The sequence below is a fragment of the Pseudorhodoferax sp. genome (assembly GCF_047601025.1).
GTDB lineage: Bacteria > Pseudomonadota > Gammaproteobacteria > Burkholderiales > Burkholderiaceae_C > Pseudorhodoferax.
In genome coordinates this window covers 3,665,391-3,687,238 of the sequence record NZ_JASGJZ010000001.1, presented here as the reverse complement: position 1 = coordinate 3,687,238, position 21,848 = coordinate 3,665,391, and the positions used below count along the sequence as shown (strand labels likewise).

Annotated in this window: 18 protein-coding genes; 11 read left to right on the top strand and 7 right to left on the bottom strand. The window is 72.7% G+C overall.

The annotated features are described in order from the left end of the window. The first annotated feature begins 91 nt into the window (after window positions 1-91). From QM782_RS17270 to QM782_RS17235, 8 genes are all read left to right on the top strand, one after another. Window positions 92-874: an SDR family NAD(P)-dependent oxidoreductase gene (locus tag QM782_RS17270; RefSeq protein WP_415204129.1), complete on the top strand. Its 783-nt coding sequence runs from the start codon at window positions 92-94 to the stop codon at window positions 872-874. Between the two features lie 21 nt (window positions 875-895). Next, a complete protein-coding gene (locus QM782_RS17265) occupies window positions 896-1,747 on the top strand; it encodes a branched-chain amino acid ABC transporter permease (protein WP_415202914.1) in 852 nt (283 codons plus the stop codon). Between the two features lie 83 nt (window positions 1,748-1,830). Beyond that, window positions 1,831-2,817 carry a branched-chain amino acid ABC transporter permease gene (locus QM782_RS17260; protein WP_415202915.1) on the top strand — a complete coding sequence of 329 codons (987 nt, stop codon included), beginning with the start codon at window positions 1,831-1,833 and terminating at the stop codon, window positions 2,815-2,817. Window positions 2,818-2,848: 31 nt separating this feature from the next. Next, entirely contained in the window at window positions 2,849-3,568 is a 720-nt protein-coding gene (locus QM782_RS17255) for an ABC transporter ATP-binding protein (protein WP_415202916.1), read from the top strand. Next, window positions 3,565-4,272 (top strand): ABC transporter ATP-binding protein, encoded by a 708-nt coding sequence (locus tag QM782_RS17250; RefSeq protein ID WP_415202917.1) that lies wholly within the window; start codon window positions 3,565-3,567, stop codon window positions 4,270-4,272. Before QM782_RS17255 ends, QM782_RS17250 begins: the two co-directional genes overlap by 4 nt. Window positions 4,273-4,304: 32 nt before the next feature. After that, on the top strand, window positions 4,305-5,495 hold the full coding sequence (locus QM782_RS17245; protein ID WP_415204128.1) for an ABC transporter substrate-binding protein: 1,191 nt from the start codon (window positions 4,305-4,307) through the stop codon (window positions 5,493-5,495). 2 nt (window positions 5,496-5,497) lie between these two features. Then, window positions 5,498-6,400: an NAD-dependent epimerase/dehydratase family protein gene (locus QM782_RS17240; RefSeq protein WP_415205673.1), complete on the top strand. Its 903-nt coding sequence runs from the start codon at window positions 5,498-5,500 to the stop codon at window positions 6,398-6,400. Next, window positions 6,397-7,224: an SDR family NAD(P)-dependent oxidoreductase gene (locus tag QM782_RS17235; RefSeq protein WP_415204127.1), complete on the top strand. Its 828-nt coding sequence runs from the start codon at window positions 6,397-6,399 to the stop codon at window positions 7,222-7,224. The genes QM782_RS17240 and QM782_RS17235 overlap by 4 nt, the downstream gene beginning before the upstream one ends. Before the next feature lie 27 nt (window positions 7,225-7,251). On the opposite strand, the gene QM782_RS17230 is transcribed toward QM782_RS17235, so the two are convergent. Both QM782_RS17230 and QM782_RS17225 read right to left on the bottom strand, forming a co-directional pair. Then, window positions 7,252-8,097 carry a class III extradiol dioxygenase family protein gene (locus tag QM782_RS17230; RefSeq protein ID WP_415204126.1) on the bottom strand — a complete coding sequence of 282 codons (846 nt, stop codon included), beginning with the start codon at window positions 8,095-8,097 and terminating at the stop codon, window positions 7,252-7,254. A 37-nt stretch (window positions 8,098-8,134) separates the two neighbouring features. Next, window positions 8,135-8,485 carry a protocatechuate 4,5-dioxygenase subunit alpha gene (locus QM782_RS17225; RefSeq protein ID WP_415204125.1) on the bottom strand — a complete coding sequence of 117 codons (351 nt, stop codon included), beginning with the start codon at window positions 8,483-8,485 and terminating at the stop codon, window positions 8,135-8,137. A gap of 76 nt (window positions 8,486-8,561) precedes the next feature. On the opposite strand from QM782_RS17225, the gene QM782_RS17220 reads away from it, so the two are divergent. Further along, on the top strand, window positions 8,562-9,482 hold the full coding sequence (locus QM782_RS17220) for a LysR family transcriptional regulator (protein WP_415205672.1): 921 nt from the start codon (window positions 8,562-8,564) through the stop codon (window positions 9,480-9,482). A 114-nt stretch (window positions 9,483-9,596) separates the two neighbouring features. After that, entirely contained in the window at window positions 9,597-12,029 is a 2,433-nt protein-coding gene (locus tag QM782_RS17215) for a glucose/quinate/shikimate family membrane-bound PQQ-dependent dehydrogenase (protein WP_415204124.1), read from the top strand. A gap of 64 nt (window positions 12,030-12,093) precedes the next feature. On the opposite strand, the gene QM782_RS17210 is transcribed toward QM782_RS17215, so the two are convergent. Genes QM782_RS17210 through QM782_RS17195 form a run of 4 tightly spaced genes read right to left on the bottom strand, consistent with a single transcriptional unit; the run spans window position 12,094 to window position 18,920 of the window. After that, on the bottom strand, window positions 12,094-12,423 hold the full coding sequence (locus QM782_RS17210; RefSeq protein ID WP_415204123.1) for a DUF2149 domain-containing protein: 330 nt from the start codon (window positions 12,421-12,423) through the stop codon (window positions 12,094-12,096). Further along, window positions 12,416-12,958 carry a MotA/TolQ/ExbB proton channel family protein gene (locus QM782_RS17205; RefSeq protein ID WP_415204122.1) on the bottom strand — a complete coding sequence of 181 codons (543 nt, stop codon included), beginning with the start codon at window positions 12,956-12,958 and terminating at the stop codon, window positions 12,416-12,418. Before QM782_RS17205 ends, QM782_RS17210 begins: the two co-directional genes overlap by 8 nt. Before the next feature lie 29 nt (window positions 12,959-12,987). After that, complete coding sequence (locus QM782_RS17200) at window positions 12,988-16,995, bottom strand: cobaltochelatase subunit CobN (RefSeq protein WP_415204121.1); 4,008 nt, start codon at window positions 16,993-16,995, stop codon at window positions 12,988-12,990. Then, complete coding sequence (locus tag QM782_RS17195; protein ID WP_415204120.1) at window positions 16,992-18,920, bottom strand: TonB-dependent receptor; 1,929 nt, start codon at window positions 18,918-18,920, stop codon at window positions 16,992-16,994. Before QM782_RS17195 ends, QM782_RS17200 begins: the two co-directional genes overlap by 4 nt. Between QM782_RS17195 and QM782_RS17190 the strand changes: the two genes are divergently transcribed. Continuing rightward, window positions 18,919-19,641 (top strand): IS4 family transposase, encoded by a 723-nt coding sequence (locus QM782_RS17190; RefSeq protein WP_415204119.1) that lies wholly within the window; start codon window positions 18,919-18,921, stop codon window positions 19,639-19,641. The two genes, QM782_RS17195 and QM782_RS17190, sit on opposite strands and share 2 nt — an antisense overlap. A 480-nt stretch (window positions 19,642-20,121) precedes the next feature. On the opposite strand, the gene QM782_RS17185 is transcribed toward QM782_RS17190, so the two are convergent. Beyond that, window positions 20,122-21,843 (bottom strand): ShlB/FhaC/HecB family hemolysin secretion/activation protein, encoded by a 1,722-nt coding sequence (locus QM782_RS17185; RefSeq protein ID WP_415204118.1) that lies wholly within the window; start codon window positions 21,841-21,843, stop codon window positions 20,122-20,124. Window positions 21,844-21,848: the final 5 nt, after the last annotated feature.

The window sequence follows — 21,848 nt, the reverse complement described above, 5'->3', positions numbered from 1 at the left end:
ACACCCATCGCAGCGCACCCGCCCCCTTGCTGGCCGGGCAGCGGCATGCCGGAATCGGCCGGTCCCGCGGCCACGCCGCGAAGGCCTGCGCATGAACGCCGCCATCGTCACCGGCGCGGCCGACGGCATCGGCTGGGCCACAGCGCAGCGCCTGGCGGCCGACGGCTGGCAGGTCGCGCTGCTGGACCTGCGCGCCGCCGCCGCCGAAGACCGCGCCGCCGCGCTCGGCCCCGCCCACCTGGGCCTGGGCTGCGACGTGACCGACGCCGGGGCCGTGCGCGCGGCCGTCGCCGCGGTGCTCGCGCGCACCGGCCGCATCGACGCGCTGGTCAACAACGCCGGCATCGCCGAGCAGGCCGCGCCCACGCTGGAGCAGACGGCCGAGGGCTTCGACCGCGTGCTGGCCGTGCACCTGCGCGGCAGCTTCCTGATGGCGCAGGCGGCGATCGGCGCGATGGTCCGCCAGCCGCGCGACGCGCGCGGCTGCCGCGGCGCCATCGTCAACATCGGCTCCATCGCCAGCTTCGGCGGCATCCCGGGCCGCAACGCCTACGCCGCGGCCAAGGCCGGCGTGCTGGGCATGACGCGCGCGCTCGCCGCCGAATGGGCGCGCGAGGGCATCCGCGTGAACGCGGTCGCGCCCGGCTACGTGCGCACCGCGCTGGTGGCCGGCCTGGCCGAGCGCGGCGCCATCGACGCGCGCGCCATCGACGAGCGCACGCCGCTCGGCCGCATGGCCGAGCCCGCGGAGATCGCCGACGCGATCGCCTTCCTGGCCTCGTCCGCGGCCAGCTACGTGACCGGCGCCACGCTGGCGGCCGACGGCGGATGGACCGCGCTCGGCGCCCCCGTCTCGGCGCTGGCGCCGCTCTGACCCGAACGACGGAGACCGACGATGCTGACCATCAACCTGTTCAACGGCCTGGTGTACGGATCGCTGCTGATCGTGATGTGCTCTGGGCTGGCGCTGATCTACGGATTGCGCCGGGTGGTGAACTTCGCGCACGGCTCGCTGTACATGCTGGGGGCGTACCTGGGGTACTCGATCGCGCAGCAGAGCAACTTCTGGGTGGCGCTGGTGGCCGCGCCGGCGCTGATGGCGCTGCTGGGCGTGGCGCTGGACCGCTACGGTTTTCGGCTGCTGCAAGAGCGCGACCCGCTGACGGTGGTGCTGGTCACCTTCGGGCTGCTGCTGGTGATCGAGGACGCGGTGCAGACCGTGTGGGGCAAGAGCAACCTGACGGTGGACACGCCGGCGCTGCTGGCGCGCTCGGTGGACTTCCTGGGCACGCCGCTGCCGGCCTACCGCCTCGCGGTGATCGCCATCGGCGCGGCCGTGGCGCTGGGCCTGACGGCCTGGCTGCGCTGCTCCCGGGTCGGGCTGTTCGTGCGCGCGGCCAGCACCGACCCCACCACCACCGCCATGCAGGGCGTCAACACCGACGCCCTGTCGGCCGGCGTGGTCGGCCTGGGCACCGCGCTGGCCGGCCTGGCCGGCGTGGTGGCCGCGCCGTTCCTGTCGCTGTCGCCCTCCATGAGCAGCGACGTGATCATCGACTCCTTCGTCGTGGTCGTGGTCGGCGGGCTGGGCTCGCTGGCCGGCGCCTTCGTCGCCGCCATGGTGCTGGGCATGGTGCAGGCGCTCGGCGCGGTCTACCTGCCCGACCTGTCGGCCGTGCTGCCCTTCGCGATCATGGTCGCCGTGCTGATCTGGAAGCCCTCGGGCTTCGCCGGCAGCCGCACCTGAGCGGCCGTGGACGCACCACTCGCAGTTGCCGGGCGCGCCACCCCCTTCCCCCCCTTTTTTTCCCCATTCCTCAGGAGACACCCATGACGATCGTCCGGATCGGGCTGTACACCGCCTGCGCGCTGGCCGCCGGCGGCGCGCTGGCCGCGCTGGTGGGCTCGGGCACCGTGCTGTCGCTGCTCACGCAGGCCGTGGTCTACGCCGTGTTCGCCAGCGGCGTGGGCCTGCTGCTGCGCCAAAACGGCATGGTCAGCTTCGGCCACGCGCTGTACTTCGGCCTGAGCGGCTACGCGATGGGCATCGCGCTGGAGCTGCACTGGCTGCCGGCCGAGCTGGCCATGCTGGCCACGCTGGCCGCCGTGGGCGTGTTCGCCTTCGTCATCGGCCTGGTCATCGTGCGCGTGCCCGGCGTGGCCTTCAGCATGATGACGCTGGCCATCGGGCAGATGTTCTTCCTGACGGCCTCGCGCTCGCGCGGGCTGACCGGCGGGGCCGACGGCATGAACGTGAACTGGCCGGCCACGCTGTTCGGCGTGCCGCAGTCGCTGCTGCTGCGCCCGGCGGTGCTGTTCCTGGTGTGCTGGTGCGTGCTGGTGCTGCTGGTGCTGGGCCTGGCGCTGCTGCTGCGCGGGCGCTTCGGTGCCGTCACCGAGGCCGTGCGCGACAACGAGGAGCGCGCGCGCTTCATCGGCCTGCGCACGCTGGTGCCGCGCGCGGCCATCTACGCGCTGTCGGCGGTGATCGCCGCGCTGGCCGGGCTGCTGTCCTCGCTGAACACCGGCTTCATCTCCCCGGAGGCGCTGCACTGGAGCGTCTCGGGCGTGGCGCTGATGATGGTCGTGGTCGGCGGCTACAAGGCCCTGTGGGGCCCGCCGCTGGGCGCCATCGTGTACTTCCTGTTCAAGGACGTGCTGGGCGAATGGGCCAGCCACTGGATGGCCATCTTCGGCGTCGCGCTGATCAGCGTGATCGTGTTCTCGCCCACCGGCCTGGCCGGCGCGCTGCAGCGCCTGCTGCCCGGCCGGCGCAAGCCGCGCGCCGCGCCCGCCCGCCCGGCCGCGGCCCACTGAATCCCCCCCTTGTGCACAGGAGAGAGCAGACATGACCGAGTACGTGTTGCAGGCCGAGGACGTGGCCATCCACTACGGCGGCGTCAAGGCGCTCGACGGCGTGGCGCTGACGCTCGAGCGCGGGCAGATCCGCGGGCTGATCGGGCCCAACGGCGCCGGCAAGTCCACCGTGATCGACGCCATCACCGGGCGGCGCCGGCTCACCCGCGGGCGGGTGCGCCTGGGCGGCGAGGACGTCACGCAGCTGGGCGCGGTGCAGCGCCGCGCGCGCGGGCTGTCGCGCAGCTTCCAGCGCACCAGTGTCTTCGGGCAGATGCAGGTGCGCCGCCAGGTCGAGCTGGCCGCGCACTGCATGAACCCGCAGAACAGCCAGGCCGACGCGCAGGCCGTGCTGCAGGAGCTGGACCTGCTGGCGCGCGCCGGCGACACCGCCGAGGACCTGGGCTACGGCGAGCAGCGCCGGCTCGACCTGGCGCTGGCGCTGGTCGGGCGGCCCACGGTGCTGCTGCTGGACGAGCCCATGGCCGGCCTGTCGGTCAAGGAGTCGCTGGACCTGGCCCAGCACCTGAAGGCGCTGACCACGCGCTGGAACGTCTCGGTGCTGCTGGTCGAGCACGACATGGACGTGGTCTTCGGCATCTCCGACGAGGTCACCGTCTTCGAGCTGGGCCGCGTGATCGCCAGCGGCAAGCCGGCCCAGGTGCGCGCCGACCCGCGCGTGCGCGAGGCCTACCTGGGGAGCGCGGCATGACGGGCGCGCTGCTGGAACTGGAGCAGGTCGATGCCTTCTACGGCTCCGCGCACATCCTGCACGCGCTGAGCCTGTCGGTGCGCGCCGGCGAGCGCGTGGCGCTGGTCGGGCGCAACGGCGTGGGCAAGACCACGGTGGTCAACACCATCCTGGGCATCGCCAGCCTGCGCGCCGGCACGGTGCGCGTGGGCGGGCGCACGCTGGCGCGCCCGCGCACCTACCAGGCCGCCCAGCACGGCGTGGTGGTGGTGCCCCAGGGCCGGCGCATCGTGGCCAACCTGACGGTGGAGGAGAACTTGCTGCTGGGCGCGGCCACCGGGCGCAAGGGGCCGTGGACGGTGCCAGCGGTCTACCAGCTGTTCCCGATCCTGCGCGAGCGCGCGCACACGCCGGGCACGGCGCTGTCCGGCGGGCAGCAGCAGATGCTGGCCGTGGGCCGCGCGCTGATGGCCAACCCGGCGCTGATCCTGCTGGACGAGCCCACCGAGGGCCTGGCGCCGGTCATCGTCGACCAGCTCGCCGACATCTTCAACCGCGTCGCCCAGCAGGGCACCGCGCTGCTGCTCATCGAGCAGAACATGAGCCTGGTCGTGCGCGTGGCTCAGCGCTACTACGCCATGGCCAAGGGCACCGTCATCGCCCACGGCCCCGTCCTCAACTCCCGCCAAAGCCTCCTCGACCTCGAGGCCCATGTGACGGTCTGATTTTTTCCCCACCCACCTCCAAGGAGACGAGCATGTTCCATCCACACACCATCGCGCGCCTGTGCGCCGCCGCCTTCGCCATGACGGCGGCCGCCGCGCTGGCGCAGGGCAAGGAGCCGGTCAAGATCGGCCTGGTGTCGTCCAAGTCCGGCGTGTTCGCGCAGCAGGGCGAGGAAGTCATCCGCGCCGTGAAGTTCGCCATCGACGAGGCCAACGCCCAGGGCGGCGTGGACGGCCGCAAGGTCGAGGTGGCCGAGGGCGACGACGAAGGCACGCCCGAGGCCGGCCGCCGCGTGGCCGAGAAGCTGGCGCGCGAGGGCCACAACCTGCTGATCGGCGCCATCCCCTCGTCGATCTCGCTGGCCATCGCGCAGAACCTGGACCGCTGGGACGCGGCCTACTTCATCGTGGCCAGCAAGAGCGACAAGCTCACCGGCGACACCTGCCGCCCGCGCAGCTTCCGCACCAACCACTCCGACGCGATGGACATCGCGATGATCAACGAGTGGGCCAAGGAGCTGAAGGAAAGCAGCTTCGCGATCCTGGCGGCCGACTACGTGTGGGGCCGCGACTCGGGCGAGTCGTTCAAGAAGGCCGTGGAGGCCAACGGCAAGAAGGTGCCGCTGTCGCTGTACGTGCCCATGGGCACCAAGGACTTCTCGCCCTACATCGCGCAGCTCAAGGCCGCCAATGTGGACGCCGTCTGGGTGGCCGAGGTCGGCCGCGACGCGATCGCCTTCGTCAAGCAGGCCGAGGAGTTCGGCCTGACGCCCAAGACGCGGCTGATCGGCCACTCGCTGATCCAGAACTTCATGGTCAACGCGACCGGCAACGCGCTGAAGGACGTGGTCGGCACCACCGCCTACACGCCCGACCTGGACCACGCCGCCAACAAGGCCTTCGTCGCGGCCTGGAAGGCCAGGTTCAACCGCCTGCCGACCGACAACGAAGGCCAGGCCTACAACGGCGCGCGGATCCTGTTCGCCGGCGTGCAGAAGGCCGGCAGCGTCAAGCCGGCCGACGTGTCCAAGGCGCTGCGCGGCGCGCAGTTCGACACCATCTACGGCAGCGTGACCATGCGCGCGGCCGACAACCAGCTGCTGCTGCCCAACTACGTGGGCCGCGCCAAGGTGGTCGACGGCGTGCTGCGCCCGGTGGTCGAGGAGACCTTCCCGCCGTCGCTGACGCCGCCGCCCTCGCCGCTGTGCAAGATGCCGGCGTGAGCATGCGGCACGGACGCATCCTGGTCACCGGCGGCAGCGGCTTCCTGGGCCAGCGGCTGGCGCACCGGCTGCTGGCGCGCGGCCTGCGCGTCCGGGTGATGGACCTGCCCGGCGCCCTGCCCGCCACGCAGGGGCCGGCCGACCCGGCCCTGCAGTGGCAGGCCGGCGACGTGCGCCGCGCCGAGGACGTGCGCGCCGCGCTGGCCGGCTGCGACGGCGTGGCCCACCTGGCCGGCCTGCTGACGCCGGCCTGCCTGGCCGACCCGGTGCGCGGCGCCGAGGTCAACCTGATCGGCACGCTGCAGGTGTTCGAGGCCGCGCGCGCCCAGGGCCTGGACCGCGTGGTCTACGCCAGCACGGCCGGCGTGTACGGGCCCGAACCGGGCCACCCGCTGCCGGTCACGCACTACGGCGCCTTCAAGCTGGCCGCCGAGGGCGCGGCCCGCGCCAGCTGGCACGCGCACGGCCTGGCCAGCGTGGGCCTGCGGCCCTACGTGGTCTACGGGCCCGAGCGCGCCCAGGGCGTCAGCGCCGGGCCGAGCCTGGCCTGCTGCGCGGCGGCCCTCGGCCAGCCCTGCACCATCGGCTACACGGGCGCGGCCGGCCTGGTCTACGTGGACGACGTGGCGCGCGCCTTCGAGCACGCGCTGCTGGACGCGCCGGCCCGCGGCGCACAGGTGTTCAACCTCGCCGGCACCGTGCACACGGTGGACGAGGTGATCGCCGAGATCCGGCGCCAGGTGCCCGGCGCGCGGCTGGACGCGGCCGGGCCGCCGCTGGGCATCGCGCCGGACATCGGCGAGGACGGCCTGGACGCCTGGTTCCCGGACCGCCCGCGCACCACGCTGGCCGACGGCATCGCCGCCACGCTGGCCCACTACCGCAACCAGGGAGCCCACCCATGACCGAAGACGGTACCCCCGCGCCGCGGCACGCGCTCGTGACCGGCGCCACCGGTGGCATCGGCCGCGCCATCTGCCTGGCGCTGGCCGCGCAGGCCCGCCGCGAGGGCTGCGTACTGCACATCAGCGCCGCGTCCACCCGCACCGGCGCACGGCTCGACCGCCTGCTCGACGAGCTGCGCGCGGCCGGCGCGCAGGCCAGCGGCGTGGCCGGCGACATCACCCAGCCCGGCGACTGCGCCCGCCTCGTGGCCGAGGCCCAGGCCGCCGGCGGCGACCTGACGGCGCTGGTCTGCAACGCCGGCGCCTCCGGCCCCGGCCGGCTGGCCGACCTGCCGGTCGCGCAGTGGGACCTCAGCTTCGCGCTGAACACCCGCAGCGCCTGGCTGCTGGCGCAGGCCGCGCGGCCGGCCCTGGCGCGCACGCGCGGCAGCATCACCGCGGTCGCCTCGATGTCGGGGCTGACGCCGCACCCGGGCTACGGCGCCTACTCGGCGACCAAGGCCGCGCTGATCATGCTGTGCCGCCAGCTCGCGCAGGAGTGGGCGGCCGACGGCATCCGCGTGAACACGGTCTGCCCCGGCATGATCCGCACGCCGCTGACCGAGGCCGTCTACCAGGACGATGCGGTCCGCGCGCAGCGCGAGGCGCTGGTGCCGCTCGCGCGCATCGGCCGCGGCGAGGACGTGGGCGAAGCGGTGGCCTGGCTCGCCAGCCCCGCGGCGGCCTACGTCACGGGGCAGAACCTGGTGGTGGACGGCGGCATCTCGGACCACATGCTGTCCATGATCCCGGGCCGGCCCGGCCGGCCGCCGGTGCAGGCGTAGCCGGGCCGGGCCTGGGTGCGGGGCGGCTCAGGCCGCTTCCAGCGCCATCACCGCGGTGGCGGTGTTGGAGATCGGGATGTGGTAGTTGGTGTGGATGCGCCGCACCTTGGGGCCGGCCGCGGTCAACGCGCCGCGCATGGCCAGCCACATCAGCAGCTCCACGCCCTGGGTGCCGCTCTTCTCGACCAGCTCGTGCACGCTGAACTGCGTGGCCCACTGCGGGTTGGACTCCAGGCTGTCGAGGAACTGCAGGTCGAACGGCTTGTTGATGAAGCCGGCGCGCTCGCCGTCGAGCTGGTGCGACAGGCCGCCGGAGGCCACCACGGCGACGCGCCGGTCGCTGTCCCACGAGGCGATCGCGCGGCCCACCGCCTGGCCCAGCGCATAGACGCGGCTGGCCTTGGGCAGCGGGAACTGCACGGTGTTGATGCACACCGGCACGATCTGCACCGGCACCTCGCCCTCGGGCCACAGCAGCTTGAGCGGCAGCGTGCAGGCGTGGTCCACCAGCATCTCCTGGCAGGTCACGACGTCGAACTCGGCGTCGATCAGCGTCTCGATCACGTGCCACGACAGGTCCAGGTTGCCCGCCACCGGCGGCTGCGTCGGGATGCCCCAGCCTTCGTCGGCCGAGATGTACTGCGGCGCCGCGCCGACGGCGAAGGTCGGCATCTTGTCGAGGAAGAAGTTCAGGCCGTGGTCGTTGTAGAACAGCACCACGACGTCGGGCCGGGCCGTGGCCAGCCAGTCGCGCACGGGCGGAAAGCCCGAGAAGAACGGCTTCCAGTACGGCTGGTCCTGCAGGCCCTTGTGGATGGCGCCGCCGATGGCGGGAATGTGCGAGGTGCCGACCCCGCCGATGATCTTGGCCATGGAATGTCTCTCCGGTTCGAAGGTGGGGGGGGCAGTCTCAGGAATGCGCGGCGGCGGCCAGCTTGGCCTGGAAGGCTTCCTTGCTCATGCCGGTCTGCTGCGCGCCGATGTCCTGCATGTCCAGCCCGAAGATGCCGGCGAACTTGGCCAGGTAGTAGGCGTTGCCGCCGGCGGCGATCAGCTGCAGCACGTTGCGCGCGCGGATCGCGGCGGCCTGCTCCTCGCTGAGCCCGTAGCGGCGCATGTAGCCCTCCTCGTCGGCGACGAAGGCATCGCGGTTGGCCTTGTCGTTGAAGGAAAAGCACATCTTGTTCAGCGCGTAGCCCTTGCGGGCCATCTGCGGGCCGAACAGCGTGGTGCCGGGGATGTCGGGCAGCTCGAAGCTCATGCGTGTCTCCTGGTGGGGTGTCGTCGATGGCTGCAGTATGGAACGGCGATTGCCCGGGATGAAGACATCATTCATGATGGAATCCATGAGCGATATCGATTGGTCCCACCTCGACGCGCGGCTGCTGCGCGGCTTCGTCGCGGTGTTCGAGGCCGGCTCGGTCACGGCCGCCGCGCAGCGGCTGGACGTGACGCAGTCCGCCGTCAGCCACCTGCTGGACCGGCTGCGCGCGATCACCGGCGACGCGCTGTTCGTCAAGTCCGGCCGCGGCATCGTGCCCACGGCGCGCGCCCAGGCGCTGGCGGCCGAGGCGCGCGAGCTGCTGGAGCGGCTGCAGGCCTTCGCGCGGCACGGCGAGTTCGACCCGGCGCGCTGGCGCGCCACCTTCACCATCGCCGCCAACGACTTCCAGCGCGACGTGCTGCTGCCGGCGCTGGCGGCCCGCCTGCGCGCGCAGGCGCCGGGCGTGGCGCTGCGCATCCTGGCCTCGGACGTGCCGACGCTGGACCTGCTGCGCGACGGCCAGTGCCACCTGGTGGTCAGCCCGCGCCCGCCCGACGGCGGCGACGTGCTGCAGCAGCGCCTGTTCGCGGACCGCTACCGCGTGTTCTACGACGCCGGCGCCCGCGCCGCGCCGGCCGGGCGCGCCGACTACCTGGCGGCCGACCACGCCACCGTGGTCTACGCCGGCAACCGCCCGCTGGCGCTGGACGCCGCGCTGGAGCACCGCGGCATCGCCCGCCGCTTCGCCGTGATGCTGCCGGGCTTCGCCGGGCTGCCGGCCTTCCTGCGCGCCAACCCCCTGCTGGCCACGGCGCCGGGCCTGCTCGGCGAGGGCCTGCTGCGCGGCTTCGCCAGCGTGCCGGTGCCCGTGCCCTGCCCGCCGATCGCGATGTACATGCTGTGGCACCAGCGGCACCGGCACGATCCCGCGCACGGCTGGCTGCGCGCGCAGATCACGGCGCTGGCGGCGGCCGTGCGCGGTGGCATGGGTTGAACGCCCGGTCCCTGTCGGCCGTGGCGCACGGACCTCGGGATAACCCCATGTCACGGTGCCGTACTGCGGTGCACGCATACTGATCCCTTCGAATCCATAGGGGAAATTCAGACCATGCGCATCGGCAATGACGAACGGCCCGCACCCATCTGGCCGCTGCGGCTCGTGGCGGCCCTGCTCATCGTGTTCGGGCTGCCTTTCGCGGGCGGCGGCGGCTACCTGGCCCGCCTGGGCGGCAGCTGGTATTTCGTGCTGGCGGGGCTGGGCCTGCTGCTGTCGGCGCAACTGATCCTGAAGCGGCGCCCGGCCGGCGCCTGGGTGTTCGCCGGCGTCGCGGTGGCCACGCTGGCCTGGGCGCTGGTCGACGCGGGCTGGGACTTCTGGCCCCTGTTCTCACGGCTGTTCGCCATCGGCGCGCTGGGCCTGCTGGTGGCGCTGGCCTACCCCACGCTGCGCCGGCACGCGGGCCAGGCCGGCGGCCGGGGCGGCTACGTGCTGGCGGCGGTGCTGGCCGTGCTGCTGGTGGCCGGCTTCGGCGCCACCTTCGTGCCCCATCCCTCGGTGGCGGCCACGGGCGCGGGCCCGGGCCTGACGCCGGTGGACCCGGCCCACGCCCAGAAGGACTGGGAGCACTACGGCAACACCGCCGGCGGCAGCCGCTTCGCGGCGCTGGACCAGATCAACCGCGGCAACGTCGACCGCCTGCAGGTCGCCTGGACCTACCACACCGGCGACGTGGCCCTGAGCGACGGCAACGGCGCGGAGGACCAGCTGACGCCGCTGCAGGTCGGCGACCGCGTCTACCTGTGTACGCCGCACAACAACCTCATCGCGCTGGACGCCGACACCGGCAAGGAACTGTGGAAGCGCGAGATCAACGCCAAGTCGGCGGTCTGGCAGCGCTGCCGCGGCCTCGCCTACTTCGACGCGGAGGCGCTGCTGCCGCAGCCGGCCGGGCCCGGCGCCAGCGCCGTGCCGCCGGTGGCGCTGCCGGCCGGCGCGAACTGCCGGCGCCGGCTGCTGACCAACACCATCGACGCGCGGCTGATCGCCGTGGACGCCGACACCGGCGCGTTCTGCCAGGGCTTCGGCCAGGACGGCCAGGTCGACCTGAAGGCCGGGCTGGGCGAAGCCCCCGACCCGCTGTACCAGCTCACCTCGCCGCCGCTGATGGCGGGCACCACCGTCGTGGTCGGCGGCCGCGTGGCCGACAACGTACAGGCCGACATGCCCGGCGGCGTGATCCGCGGCTTCGACGTGGCGACCGGCGCGCTGCGCTGGGCCTTCGACCCCGGCAACCCCGCGGACAGGGCGGCCCCGGCGCCGGGCGCCACCTACGTGCGCAGCACGCCGAACGTGTGGGCGCCGATGTCCTACGACCCCGCGCTGAACACGGTGTTCCTGCCGATGGGCAGCCCGTCGACCGACCTGTACGGCGCCCGGCGCACGGCGCTGGACCACAAGTACGGCGCCGCCCTGGTGGCGGTGGACGCCACGACCGGCGCCGAGAAGTGGGTCTACCAGACCGTGCACAACGATCTGTGGGACTTCGACCTGCCGATGCAGCCCAGCCTGATCGACTTCCCCCGGCCCGACGGCAGCCGCGTGGCGGCGCTGGTGATCGGCACCAAGGCCGGCCAGATCTACGTGCTCGACCGCGCGACCGGCCAGCCGCTGACGGAGGTGCAGGAAGTGCCGGTCAAGCCGGCCGACATCCCCGGCGAACCCTATGCGCCGACGCAGCCGCTGTCCGTGGGCATGCCGCAGATCGGCGCGCAGCGCCTGACCGAATCCGACATGTGGGGCGCCACGCCGTTCGACCAGTTGCTGTGCCGCATCGCGTTCAGGAAGATGCGCTACGACGGCCTGTACACCGCCCCGGGAACGGACGTGTCGCTGAGCTTCCCCGGCTCGCTCGGCGGCATGAACTGGGGCGGCATCTCCGTCGACCCGGTGCACGACTTCATCTTCGTCAACGACATGCGCCTGGGCCTGTGGGTCCGGATGATCCCGTCCGCCAACAAGGGCGGGGCCTCCGCGGGCGGAGAGGCCGTGAATACCGGCATGGGCGCGGTGCCGCTCAAGGGCACGCCATACGCGGTCGACAAGAACCGCTTCCTGTCGCCGCTGGGCATCCCCTGCCAGGCGCCGCCCTTCGGCACGCTCACGGCCATCGACATGAAGACCCGGCAGATCGCCTGGCAGGTGCCCGTGGGCACCGTGCAGGACACCGGCCCCATGGGCATCAAGATGCGCCTGCCGATGGCGGTGGGCATGCCCACGCTCGGCGGCACGCTGTCCACGCAGGGCGGCCTGGTGTTCATCGCCGGCACGCAGGACTACTACCTGCGCGCCTACGACAGCTCTGACGGCCGGGAAGTCTGGAAGGCGCGCCTGCCCGTGGGCAGCCAGGGCGGCCCGATGACCTACCGCTCGCCCCGCACGGGCAGGCAGTACGTCGTCATCTCGGCCGGCGGCGCGCGCCAGTCGCCGGACCGCGGCGACTACGTGATCGCGTTTGCGCTGCCGGGCCAGGGCGGGCAGTAGCGCGCCGCGGCCGCCGCCGCCCTGCGCCGCACCGGCACGGGGGGCGGCGCCCCATCGCGGCAACCTATTCCTCCTCCGGCACGTAGACCATCGAACCGTCCTTGAGCCGGTAGGCGCTGCCGGCCTTGGTGCCCTCGCCCTCGCCGATCTGGCCCGAGGACCGGTACTTCTTCAACTCGTTGCCCTTCTTGACCACCATCTCCATGTCGGCCTGGCCGGGATTGCGGATGACGATGGCGTCGCGGGTGGCGAAGGGATTGAGCGGGTTCTCGATCACGGCGATCAGCAGCACCGCGATGATGACGAGGAACACGTCGACGATGTTGACGACGCTCAGGATGGGGTCGTCGCCATCGTCGTCGTCCAGGATGTTCAGCGGCTTGCGTTCAGCCATGGACGACTCCCGCCGCATGCGGCGGCATCCCGGCGGGCGATGCGGGCGCGGGGCCGTGCTGGCCGCGCCGATCCAGCAGTTCGTTGAGCTCCGCCAGCAGCCACCTGCGGCGCACGGAGAGGATGACGTAGGTGATGGCCGCGGAGACCAGCGCGATCACCACCGCGGCGAAGGCCACCACCAGGTTCTGCGCCATGCCCTGTGCGTTGCCGGAGGAGACGGCGATCAGCGCCGGCCCCATGGGAATCATGGTGGCCACCAGTCCGAGCATGGGTGCGACGCGGCTGACGATGCGCAGCGGCTCGATCAGCTTGAGCAGGTGCAGTTCCAGCGCCTCCTGGTTGGCCCCGGGATGCGCCGCGGCATGGCGGTGCAGCGGCCGCCCGCCGGGCCGCGCCAGCGCACGCCGGCCCCATTCGACGAGAAAGGCGCCGGCCGCGAAGAAGGCATAGAGGAAGAACAGCGCCAGCACGATGAGCACGGGCATGAGGAACAGCTTGGATATTTCGTAGAAGACGCTCTCGACGGCATTCACGGCGTGGACTCCGGGGGAAGTTTCTGGATTCAGGAAAAGCGCGCCTGCGGGCTGGCGGCGCAGGTCCGCGACAAGGCCTCGCGCAGGCCGCCCGCGACCAGCGCGCCGAGCACGATCAGCCCGAACAGCCAGTTCGCCGGCGCCGCGGGAGGCGCAGCCGGCACTTCGCGCAGTTCCTGCCCGCTGACGATGTTCGGGCGGGCCGTGGCGGCCTGCGGCCCGGAGGGCGGTGGTTCCTGCGCGGGCGCCGGGGGCATGGCGGCCGCGGGCCGGGGGCCCAGGCCGAAGCCTGCCGCCGGCGGCGCCTGCGCCGCGGCTTTCGCAGCCATCGCCGCGGTGGCCTGCGCCAGCTTGCGCTGGTCGAGTGCTTCGGCCATGCGCGTGACCTCGGGGCTGCTGCACGCATCGGCGTCGCAGGCCACGCCGGCTTCGGCGATGACCTCGCGGTTGACGCGTTCCAGTTCGGCCTTGACCCGGGGGTCCGCCTTCCAGTAGCCCTTGTCGACCGCCACCAGCATGCGGTCCACCATGGCCTGGTAGGCCAGCAGGCCTCCGGCCTGGCGGAAGCGGTCGCGGATGTCCAGCTGGTTGCGGTCGGCGACGTAGGTCTCGTACATCTCCTGCCACTTGGCGCCATCGACCACTTCCGGCGTCACGACCTGCCAGGCCCACAGGCGTTCGTTGACGTCCCTGATCGCGCTGGCACCGGCCTGCCCCTCGGCCAGCATGGACTTGACCCATTCCGGGTTGGTGTAGCGGGCGCGCATCTCGCGGCCCATGAAGCGGTCCAGCGTCTCGAAGCGGCCGACGCGGCCTTCGGTGTTGAGCACCGTCATCTCCGGCGTCCTGCCGTCGATGTCGCGCACCGCCAGGGCCAGCCCGCCCACGTGGCGGTAGGTGGCGCTGTGGTCCAGGCTGGCGACGGTGTCGCCCGAGTAGGTGTTGAAGGCCGCCTCGGTGCCCGCCAGCGCGAGCTTGAAGACTTCCGTGCCGGTCCTGCTGCCGCCGGGCTGGTTGCCGGTGTAGCCCTGGCCGTAGAGATGGCCCATGCGGTTGTAGTAGACGCCCACGACCTGGCTCTCGTCGTTCCAGCTGTTGCTGGCCGGGATCACGTTGTCGATGCCGGTGCCGTACACACCCGCCGGCGCGCCGAAGACGCGCACGGTGGCCATGCGCTCGGCCTCGTCGGCGCCGATGCCCTGCGCCTGCAGCGCCTGGCGGGCCGTTGCGACGTGGGCGCGGATGGGGTTGTCGGGCTCGTCCATCGCCTTGGCCAGCGTGGCCGCCTGGTCGATCAGCGTCTGCATGTGGTTTTCCGTGCCATGCCCGCCGCCGCCGACGACGGTGGCGTCCACCCGGGGCCGGCCGAGTTCGGCGCGCGGAATGATCTCCACGCCAGTGACCCGGCCGCGCTCGTTCCAGACCGGCCGCGCGCCCATCAGCGCGAGGATCTGCGCATGCGCCATGCCGTCGGAGCGCAGCGAATCCCACAGCCCGGCGAAGGACACCCGCTGCGGATAGCGGCCGTGTTTGGCGTGGTAGTCCCGGACGAAGGTATCGGCCAATGCCAGGCCCTGGGCCCAGGCGGCGCGCGTCGGCAGCCGGTAGGGATCGTGGCTGTACATGTTGCGCCCGGTGGGCAGCGCCTCGGGCCTGCGGACCGGATTGCCGCCCGGGCCCGCCGCGATGTAGCGGCCGGCGAGCCCGCGCAGCAGCGCGTCCATCTCCGCCGGCCCGCTGTCGGCGATGCGCTGGGCGATGTCGGCCTTCCTGCGGGCGCGCTGCTCGGGGCGGTCGTCCTCGTCCAGGGTCATGACGGCCTCGGCGGTGGACAGGCGCAGCCGCTCCTCGGGCGCGACGCCGAAGGTGTGCAGGCCATGGAAGGTCGTGCGCTCGCCGATCTCCCGGATGTAGGCACGCAGGGCCTCGACGCCGGCGGCGTCGGTCAGCTTCTCTTCGCCGATGTCCTTGAGCAGGCCCAGCGCCCGTGCGCGGCCGTCGAGGTAGGCCAGCGCGCCCTCGCCGGCGATCTCGCTCTTTTGCCGCGCCACGTGGTAATCGTCGATGGCCCCGAGCACCTGCAGCAGCTCGCTATTGAGGGTGACGCGGTCCATCGGCGGCGTGAGGTGCGAGATGATGGCCGCCATGCCCCGGTGCCTGGCGGTGGTGGCGTCGCCGATGTTGCTGGTGACGAAGGGGTAGAGCTGCGGCAGGTCCGCCACCATGACCTCGCCCGGGTCCTCGGCCGTGAAGCCGAAGTCGCGCCCCGGCAGCCACTCGGTCGTGCCGTGCGCGCCCAGGTTCACCACGGCATGCGGCTTGAACTCCTTCTGCAGCCAGAGGTAGAAGGCCAGGTACTGGTGCGTGGGCGGCAGCTTGTCGGCGTCGTAGGCGCGCCGGATGTCGATGCCCCAGCCGCGCATGGGCTGCGGCGCCAGCAGCAGCTTGCCCAGGCGCAGCACCGGCAGCACGAAGGATGCAGCGCCCGAGCGATCCTTCCACAGCATCGCCTGGCTCGCCTCGGGCCTGCCCCACACGCGCTCGATGTCCCGGCGCAGCGAGGCGGGCTGCCCGGCCAGCCAGCGCTTGTAGGTCGCCAGCGGCAGCAGCACGGCCTGGCCGCCGCTCACCAGCTCGGCCAGCGCGCCGGGCGTGGTGGCGTTGACGGCATGGCGCAGCAGCAGCGCCTCCAGGGCCTGCGCGTCGGCCGGGCGGCCCGCCACGTCGTAGCCCTCGCGTTCGAGCGCGGAGAGCACCTGGAAGATCGAGCGCGGCGCGTTCAGGAAATCGGCTTCGATGCCGGCCGGCCCGCCATGGTCGTTGTAGTGCATCAGCGCCACGCGCTTGTGCGCATTGGGCGTGGTGCGCAGGGCCACGAACTTGCGCACCCGGTCGGCCAGGCGGTCCACGCGCTCGGGCACCGGTGTTTCGGCGATGTACTCCAGGCCGCTGGCGGCGTCGCGCGCACGCTCGCCGGTGGCGACGATGGTGGGCGCCACCGCGCCGGCCAGCTCGGGCTGGAAGACCTGGGAGAAGCGCTCGCCCAGCGTCAGGCCCACGGGCGAGGCTTCCCAGTCGGCCCGGCTCTTGTTGGCGACGGAGGTGGCCGCGGCCAGCGTGATGGCGTTGACCAGGGGCACGTCCAGCCGCTGCAGCGCGGCCCCCGTTTCCTCGGCGCCGATGCCGCTCTTGGTCAGCAGCACGGCGGCGGCGATGCGGCTGCGGCCCTGCCCGTCGAGCCAGAAGCGTTCGACCGCCTCGTGCAGGCGTGCGCCGACCAGCGTCACCACGTTGAAGCCCCGCGCCTGCAGCGCGGCTTCGATGGCGCGGGCCGCCCCGCGCTCGCCCAGCCGCAGGGACGACGGGCCGACGGCCAGCCCGACCCACGGCCGCCCTTCCCCGCGGGGATGCGCCGCCCGGTAGGCGGACGCATAGGCCTCGAAGCTGTCGTGCAACCGGTCCGCCTGCGTGTCCCACAGCGCCATGGCCGGCAGCGGTTGCGGCGGCGGCACGCCGTCGGTGGGCAGGCCGAGCTGGCGCCGCAGGGCCAGGCGCAGCATGGCTTGCAGGTTGCGCGCATCGCCGCGCATCGCATAGGGCGCCAGCACCGGGTCATGCGGCACGCCGGCCAGCGCCTGGCCGGGCTCGCGGCTGATGTCGAGCACGCGCGCGCCGCGCGCCATGCTGCTGGCCAGGATGGGCCCGAGCGTGGCCGCCAGCGCGGCATCGGGCTGGTGGACCAGCACCAGCCCGGCCTGCGCCACGGCGGCCAGTTGGGCGGGACCGGGCTCCCTGGCGGTCACCACGGCCAGGCTGGTGGCTTCGCCCAACTCGGCATCGCCACGGACGCCCTGGACCGCGGCGGCCAGCGCGGCCGCCTGCAGCTGGATCGCATCGCCCGTGACCAGCACCGCGCGCAGCGCGGGAGCCGCCTGGGCGGCGGTGCCGGCGGCCAGCAGCCACGCCAGCCAGAGGCCGCGCAGCAGCCGAACGCAGGCCGCCGCGCCGCTGCCGCGATGCGCCGTGGCCGACGTCACAGCGTCAACTCGAACGTCAGCTTGAAGGTCCGCGGCATGCCCGGATACAGGCCCGCGTCCCAGTAGCGCTTGTTCAGCAGGTTGTCGACATGCGCCCGCAGCACCGCGGGCGCTCCGTTGATCCGGGTGCGGTAGCGTGCCCCGGCGTCGAAAAGGCCGTAGCCCGGCAGAAAGCGCGTGTTGGTCGCATCCTGGGCGCGATCGCCGGTCCAACGGTAGCCGGCGTCCAGGCCGACGTCCTGCAGGAAGGCCGGCTCGTAGTCGAGCATGGCCGTGAACACCTGCCTGGGCACGCCGGTGGGGCGGCCGCCTTCCACCGCCGCATTGCCGGTGCGCTCCATGGTCGCGTCGATCAGCGACAGGCCGGAGACCAGGCGCAGGTTGCGCGTGAGCATGCCGTCGGCGGTGAATTCGAGGCCTTGGTGGACCTGGCTGCCGTTCTGGGTGTAGAGGTTCGTCGCGGTATCGGTGTAGCCCAGGCCCTTGTCGATCCTGTAGGCAGCCGCCGTCAGCGACCACGCCGCCGTGGGCTGCCACTTCAGGCCGACCTCGATCTGCTGGCTCTTGAGCGCGCCGAACACCGTGCCCGCGTTGCCGGTGTTGGTGGGCGCTGTGCCGCCTTGCTCCAGGCCCTCGGCATAGGACGCGTAGAGGGTGGTGCCTTCGACGGGCTTGAACACGATGGCGACCATCGGCGTGGTCGCGCTGGACTGGTAGGCCGGGGCCGCCGCCCCGGTGGCACCGAGGTTGCCGGAGCTGATCCTGCCGTACCGCAGTCCTCCAATCAGGCGCCACCGCTCGTTCAGGTGCAGCGTGTCCGTCAGGTACAGGCCCCGTTCGCGGTAGAAGGCGTTCTGGTACTTGCCGCGCACCGCGTACAGGTCGGACGCCGGCGCCGGGACAGGGTCGTAGAGGTTGGACGTCCAGCGGCTGGAGAACGCGTAGTCGCCGCGGTAGCTCCTGGTGGCGTGCCAGTCCAGGCCCATGCTCAGCTCGTGCAGCAGCGATCCGGTCTGCACGCGGCCCTGCAGCGAGACCTGCGCCGCCCACGAGGGGAAGTCCTGCAGCGCATCGCGCTGCGTGGAGCCCGTGAAATCCCCCCGCGCGTTGTTGATCGTGGCGAGGCTGAAGTACGCATCACGCGAGAACCACTGCTTCAGGAGCCCCGCGCTGAGCGACCAGTCCGCGCCGAGCTTCCAGTCGGCGCTCAGGCCCGCCAGGGTTTCCCTGGAGTCGTAGCCGGCGTAGTCCACGCCGTTGAACCTGGACCCGCTGGGCGCGGCGGGCACGGGCACGCCGCTGGCCAGCGAATAGGAGAACGGCTGGCCGGTGCGGTCGATCTCGTGGCGTTCCAGGTTCATCGCCACGGTCAGGTCGGGCGTCACGCGCCAGTCGAAATAGCCGCTGGCCACGGTGCGATCGAGCTTCACCGCGTCGATCGGCGTGTCGCCGTGCTCCTTGGCCAGGTTGACGCGGTAGCCGAAGCGGTCGTCCGCGCCGAAGCGCCCGCCCAGATCCGCCTGCGCGCGCAGCAGGGACTGCGACGTATAGCCCAGCGTCACGGCCCGGTAGGGTTGCTCGGTGGGTTTCTTGGACACGAAGTTCACGATGCCGCCCGGCGAGGAAAAGCCGTAGGCGAAGCCGCTCAAGCCCTTGAGCACGTCGATCCGGCCGACGCCTTCCATCGCCGTCTCGCCGAAGCGGATCACCGACAGGCCATTGAGCTTGTAGTTGGTGTTGTAGGCCAGCCCGAACCCCCGGATCTGGATCTGCTGGATCGTCCCGTAGCTGGCGGCCGCGCCGGAGCTCGAAAGCACCGACGGATCGTCACGCAGCGCCTCGGTCAGGAAGCGCGCGTCCGCTTCACGGATGCCTTCCTCGTCGACGGTGACGATGGAGAACGGGGTGTCCTGGATGGGCTGCATGCCCAACGCGCCCGCCCGCACCTCGTCGACGGGCTGGCTGCCCGTGACCACGACGGTCCTCAATGCCGGGGCCTGTCCTGCGTCGCCGGGAATTTCCGCGGCCGCTTCGGGCCGGGCCTGCGCCCATGCGGCATTGGCGGCAACAGCTGCAATGCCCAGGAGCGCCCAGGCCATTGCATGCGCATCCCGTCCGTCCCTTCCTCCCATCGAGCGTCCTCTCTCTTCCAATGATTGTGACTGTATAACATCACATACTATCATCGATGTGCGTCAGGAACGCGTCGACGTGCCGGGCCGACGGGAAGACGAAGCACCCTGCCGGCTCGCGCGCCATGCCTTCCGCAGCCTGCCGCGGAGAGCCAGGCCGGTGGGACGGTGCGGTGGGCTGGGGCTGCCCTCGACGTACGCAGGGCATGGCCCCGACCCGGAGAACGCCCGGACGGGGGCCGTCTGCATCCTGCTGAAGAAGAAGCCGCCGGACGAGGTGCCTCGGCTCGATCAGGCGATCCGCCTGATCGCCACGCTGGGCAGCTGTCCCGGGCGCAAGAGCGATGGCAAGCCCGGCATCAAGGCCACGTGGATCGGCCTGCAGCGCGTGGCCGACTTCGCCGTGGGCATGCGCTGCGCATGTCTCGCCCAGCCCCGATACTGTTCAGATCTTCGAAACAGCCCGAGGCTGATGCGGCGGGTGAAGGACGGCCCCCGATGGCACACGTCGTAGCGGCCCATCGTGCGCTGGTTCCCTGTGGGGTGCAGGCGGCCGCGGCTGCTGGCGGCCCGTCCCGCTGCGATTCGATGCCCCTGCAACGCCTGGCGCCATCGCGCCCACCGCGCCGGGGCAAATGGCCGCGGCGTGCGGCATCTCGTGCGCTTCGGCGCGCCGCGATCCCGCGCACGGCGTGCACGCGGCGCGGCCGGCCCGGATCCAGGCCATGCCGCCCGGCGGCCTGCGTCATGCGCTGGCGGCTTGCAAGGCGCGCCGGCCGCGGCCCCTACCGCTCCTGCCGCAGCAGCTCGGGCGCCGTGCCGTGCAGCACCGTGCCGCCGGCGCACCGCTGCGTCCCGGACCCGTCGGACCCGCCTTCGACCGCCCGGCGCCCGCGGCGCAGCGCCCTCGCGTCATGTACCACCGCAGCGCCGGCAGCCGCCGCCCGCGCGGGTTGGCCCGGCCGGTCCCGGCCCACACCCCGTCGGCCGACGCCTAGAACACCCAACCGCCCTGCAGCATCCAGCGCGTGCGCGCGGCGCTCTCGCTGCGCGGCTCGCCGCCTACCGTGCGGCGGGCCACCTGCAGCTTGGCGAAGCCGCCCCGGGCCATCGCCACGCCCAGCGACAGGCCGACGTCGCCCAGCGTGCGCCCCTGGCCGGCGTCGCCGACGGGCCGGGCCGCGCGGGCCCAGCCGTAGTCCACGAACGGCCCGGCCGTCCAGCGCAGCGCGTCGCTGCCCATGGCGCCCAGGTCCTTGGCCAGCTCCAGGTGGACCAGCGCCGCATGGTCGCCGCTGAGTTCGCCGATCGGATAGGCCAGCACGCCGCCGCCGCCGGACACGCCCATGCGCTCGCTGCCGTCCAGGTTGCGGTTGGACAGCGTCCACTGCGCGCGCGCATTGGTGTGCAGCGTCAGCCCCGCCGCCAGCAGCGTCGCGCGCGCCACGCCCAGGTTCAGCTTGGCATAGCCGCCCTGGGTGTCGTCGCCCGCCGCATCCAGCGCCTTCGCGGCCGCGTCGCGGAAGGCCAGCCGCCCGACGGTCAGCGCGGCCTCGGCCACGGTCAGCCCGTCGTGGCCGGCGATGGCGTGCTCGAGGCGCCCCTTCACGCTGGCGGTGGCGCTGTACGCCCGCTTGGGCGTGACCGTGCCGGTGCTGCCGATCTCGTCGCGCAGGCGCCGCGCCGCCAGGGTGAGGCCCGCTTCCACGCTGGCCGCGCGCGTGCGCTTGAGCGGCGTGGTCACGCCCAGTTCCAGCGCGTCGGCGGTGCCGGTGGCGTCCAGCGCCGCGTAGCGGTCGCCCAGCTCGTAGCGGGTGCGCGACAGCGCCGCCTCCAGGCGCGTGCCGTTGCTCGCCAGCAGCGCGGAATACGCCACGCGGCCGTTGGCCAGGCCGGCCTGCTCGGTCAGCAGGCCGCTGGCCGACAGGCGGTCGCCGCGGCCGGTGGGCGAGTTCCAGTCCACGTTGCCCGACAGCCGGCCCTTGCCGGTGTAGCGCGAGCCGTGGTTGTCGGCCAGCACGTAGCCGGTCACCGCCGGCGTGGCCTGGGTGCCGATGGCGAAGTCGCTGGTGCCCACGCGCTCGCCGGGCATCACGTCGGCGCGCACCACCTGCACGCCGGGCGTGTCGTTGATGATCAGCATCGCCCGCTCCAGCGTGTCCAGCGAGACGATGTCGTACTGCTTCACGTCGTCCAGCAGGCCCTGCACCACCGGGTCGTTCACGCGCGACTGGTTGTCCAGCACGAAGCGGCCGTAGTTGCCCTCCACCACGCGCAGCGTCAGCACGCCGTCGTGCAGTTCCTGCGCCGGCACGTAGGCCCGCGCGACGAAGTAGCCCTGGGCACGGTAGTAGCGCGTGAGCTTGGCGGCCACCGCCTCCAGCTCGGGCAGCGTGTAGCGCTTGCCGGCCTCGCCCTGCAACTCGCCCGCCAACTGGGCCTGCAGCGTGGCGGTGTCGATCACGCGGTTGCCGGTGATGTCGAAGCGGCTGACCTGCACGGCCGGGCCGCCGCCGGGCAGCGCCTGCATCGGCGGCGCCGGCGGGGCGTTGCCGATGGCCGGCAGGGCGGGTTCCTGCTCGGCCTGCCTGGGCGGGGCCGGCACCTGGCGCAGCGCATCGCCGATGCCCGGGGGCGTTTGTGGCGGTGTCTGCGCCTGCGCGGCCAGGCTGGCCAGCGCCAGGGCGATCGACACGGAGAGGCGGGACGTTGTCATGGAAG

Excerpts from the sequence above, each read along its gene's own strand:
- QM782_RS17260 (WP_415202915.1), top strand. The coding sequence starts at position 1,831 with ATGACGATCGTCCGGATCGGGCTGTACACCGCCTGCGCGCTGGCCGCC.
- QM782_RS17230 (WP_415204126.1), bottom strand. The coding sequence starts at position 8,097 with ATGGCCAAGATCATCGGCGGGGTCGGCACCTCGCACATTCCCGCCATC.
- QM782_RS17190 (WP_415204119.1), top strand. The coding sequence starts at position 18,919 with ATGCCCAACGCGCCCGCCCGCACCTCGTCGACGGGCTGGCTGCCCGTG.
- QM782_RS17250 (WP_415202917.1), top strand. The coding sequence starts at position 3,565 with ATGACGGGCGCGCTGCTGGAACTGGAGCAGGTCGATGCCTTCTACGGC.
- QM782_RS17185 (WP_415204118.1), bottom strand. The coding sequence starts at position 21,843 with ATGACAACGTCCCGCCTCTCCGTGTCGATCGCCCTGGCGCTGGCCAGC.
- QM782_RS17195 (WP_415204120.1), bottom strand. The coding sequence starts at position 18,920 with ATGCAGCCCATCCAGGACACCCCGTTCTCCATCGTCACCGTCGACGAG.
- QM782_RS17245 (WP_415204128.1), top strand. The coding sequence starts at position 4,305 with ATGTTCCATCCACACACCATCGCGCGCCTGTGCGCCGCCGCCTTCGCC.
- QM782_RS17270 (WP_415204129.1), top strand. The coding sequence starts at position 92 with ATGAACGCCGCCATCGTCACCGGCGCGGCCGACGGCATCGGCTGGGCC.
- QM782_RS17225 (WP_415204125.1), bottom strand. The coding sequence starts at position 8,485 with ATGAGCTTCGAGCTGCCCGACATCCCCGGCACCACGCTGTTCGGCCCG.
- QM782_RS17210 (WP_415204123.1), bottom strand. The coding sequence starts at position 12,423 with ATGGCTGAACGCAAGCCGCTGAACATCCTGGACGACGACGATGGCGAC.
- QM782_RS17215 (WP_415204124.1), top strand. The coding sequence starts at position 9,597 with ATGCGCATCGGCAATGACGAACGGCCCGCACCCATCTGGCCGCTGCGG.
- QM782_RS17240 (WP_415205673.1), top strand. The coding sequence starts at position 5,498 with ATGCGGCACGGACGCATCCTGGTCACCGGCGGCAGCGGCTTCCTGGGC.
- QM782_RS17220 (WP_415205672.1), top strand. The coding sequence starts at position 8,562 with ATGGAATCCATGAGCGATATCGATTGGTCCCACCTCGACGCGCGGCTG.
- QM782_RS17265 (WP_415202914.1), top strand. The coding sequence starts at position 896 with ATGCTGACCATCAACCTGTTCAACGGCCTGGTGTACGGATCGCTGCTG.
- QM782_RS17235 (WP_415204127.1), top strand. The coding sequence starts at position 6,397 with ATGACCGAAGACGGTACCCCCGCGCCGCGGCACGCGCTCGTGACCGGC.
- QM782_RS17255 (WP_415202916.1), top strand. The coding sequence starts at position 2,849 with ATGACCGAGTACGTGTTGCAGGCCGAGGACGTGGCCATCCACTACGGC.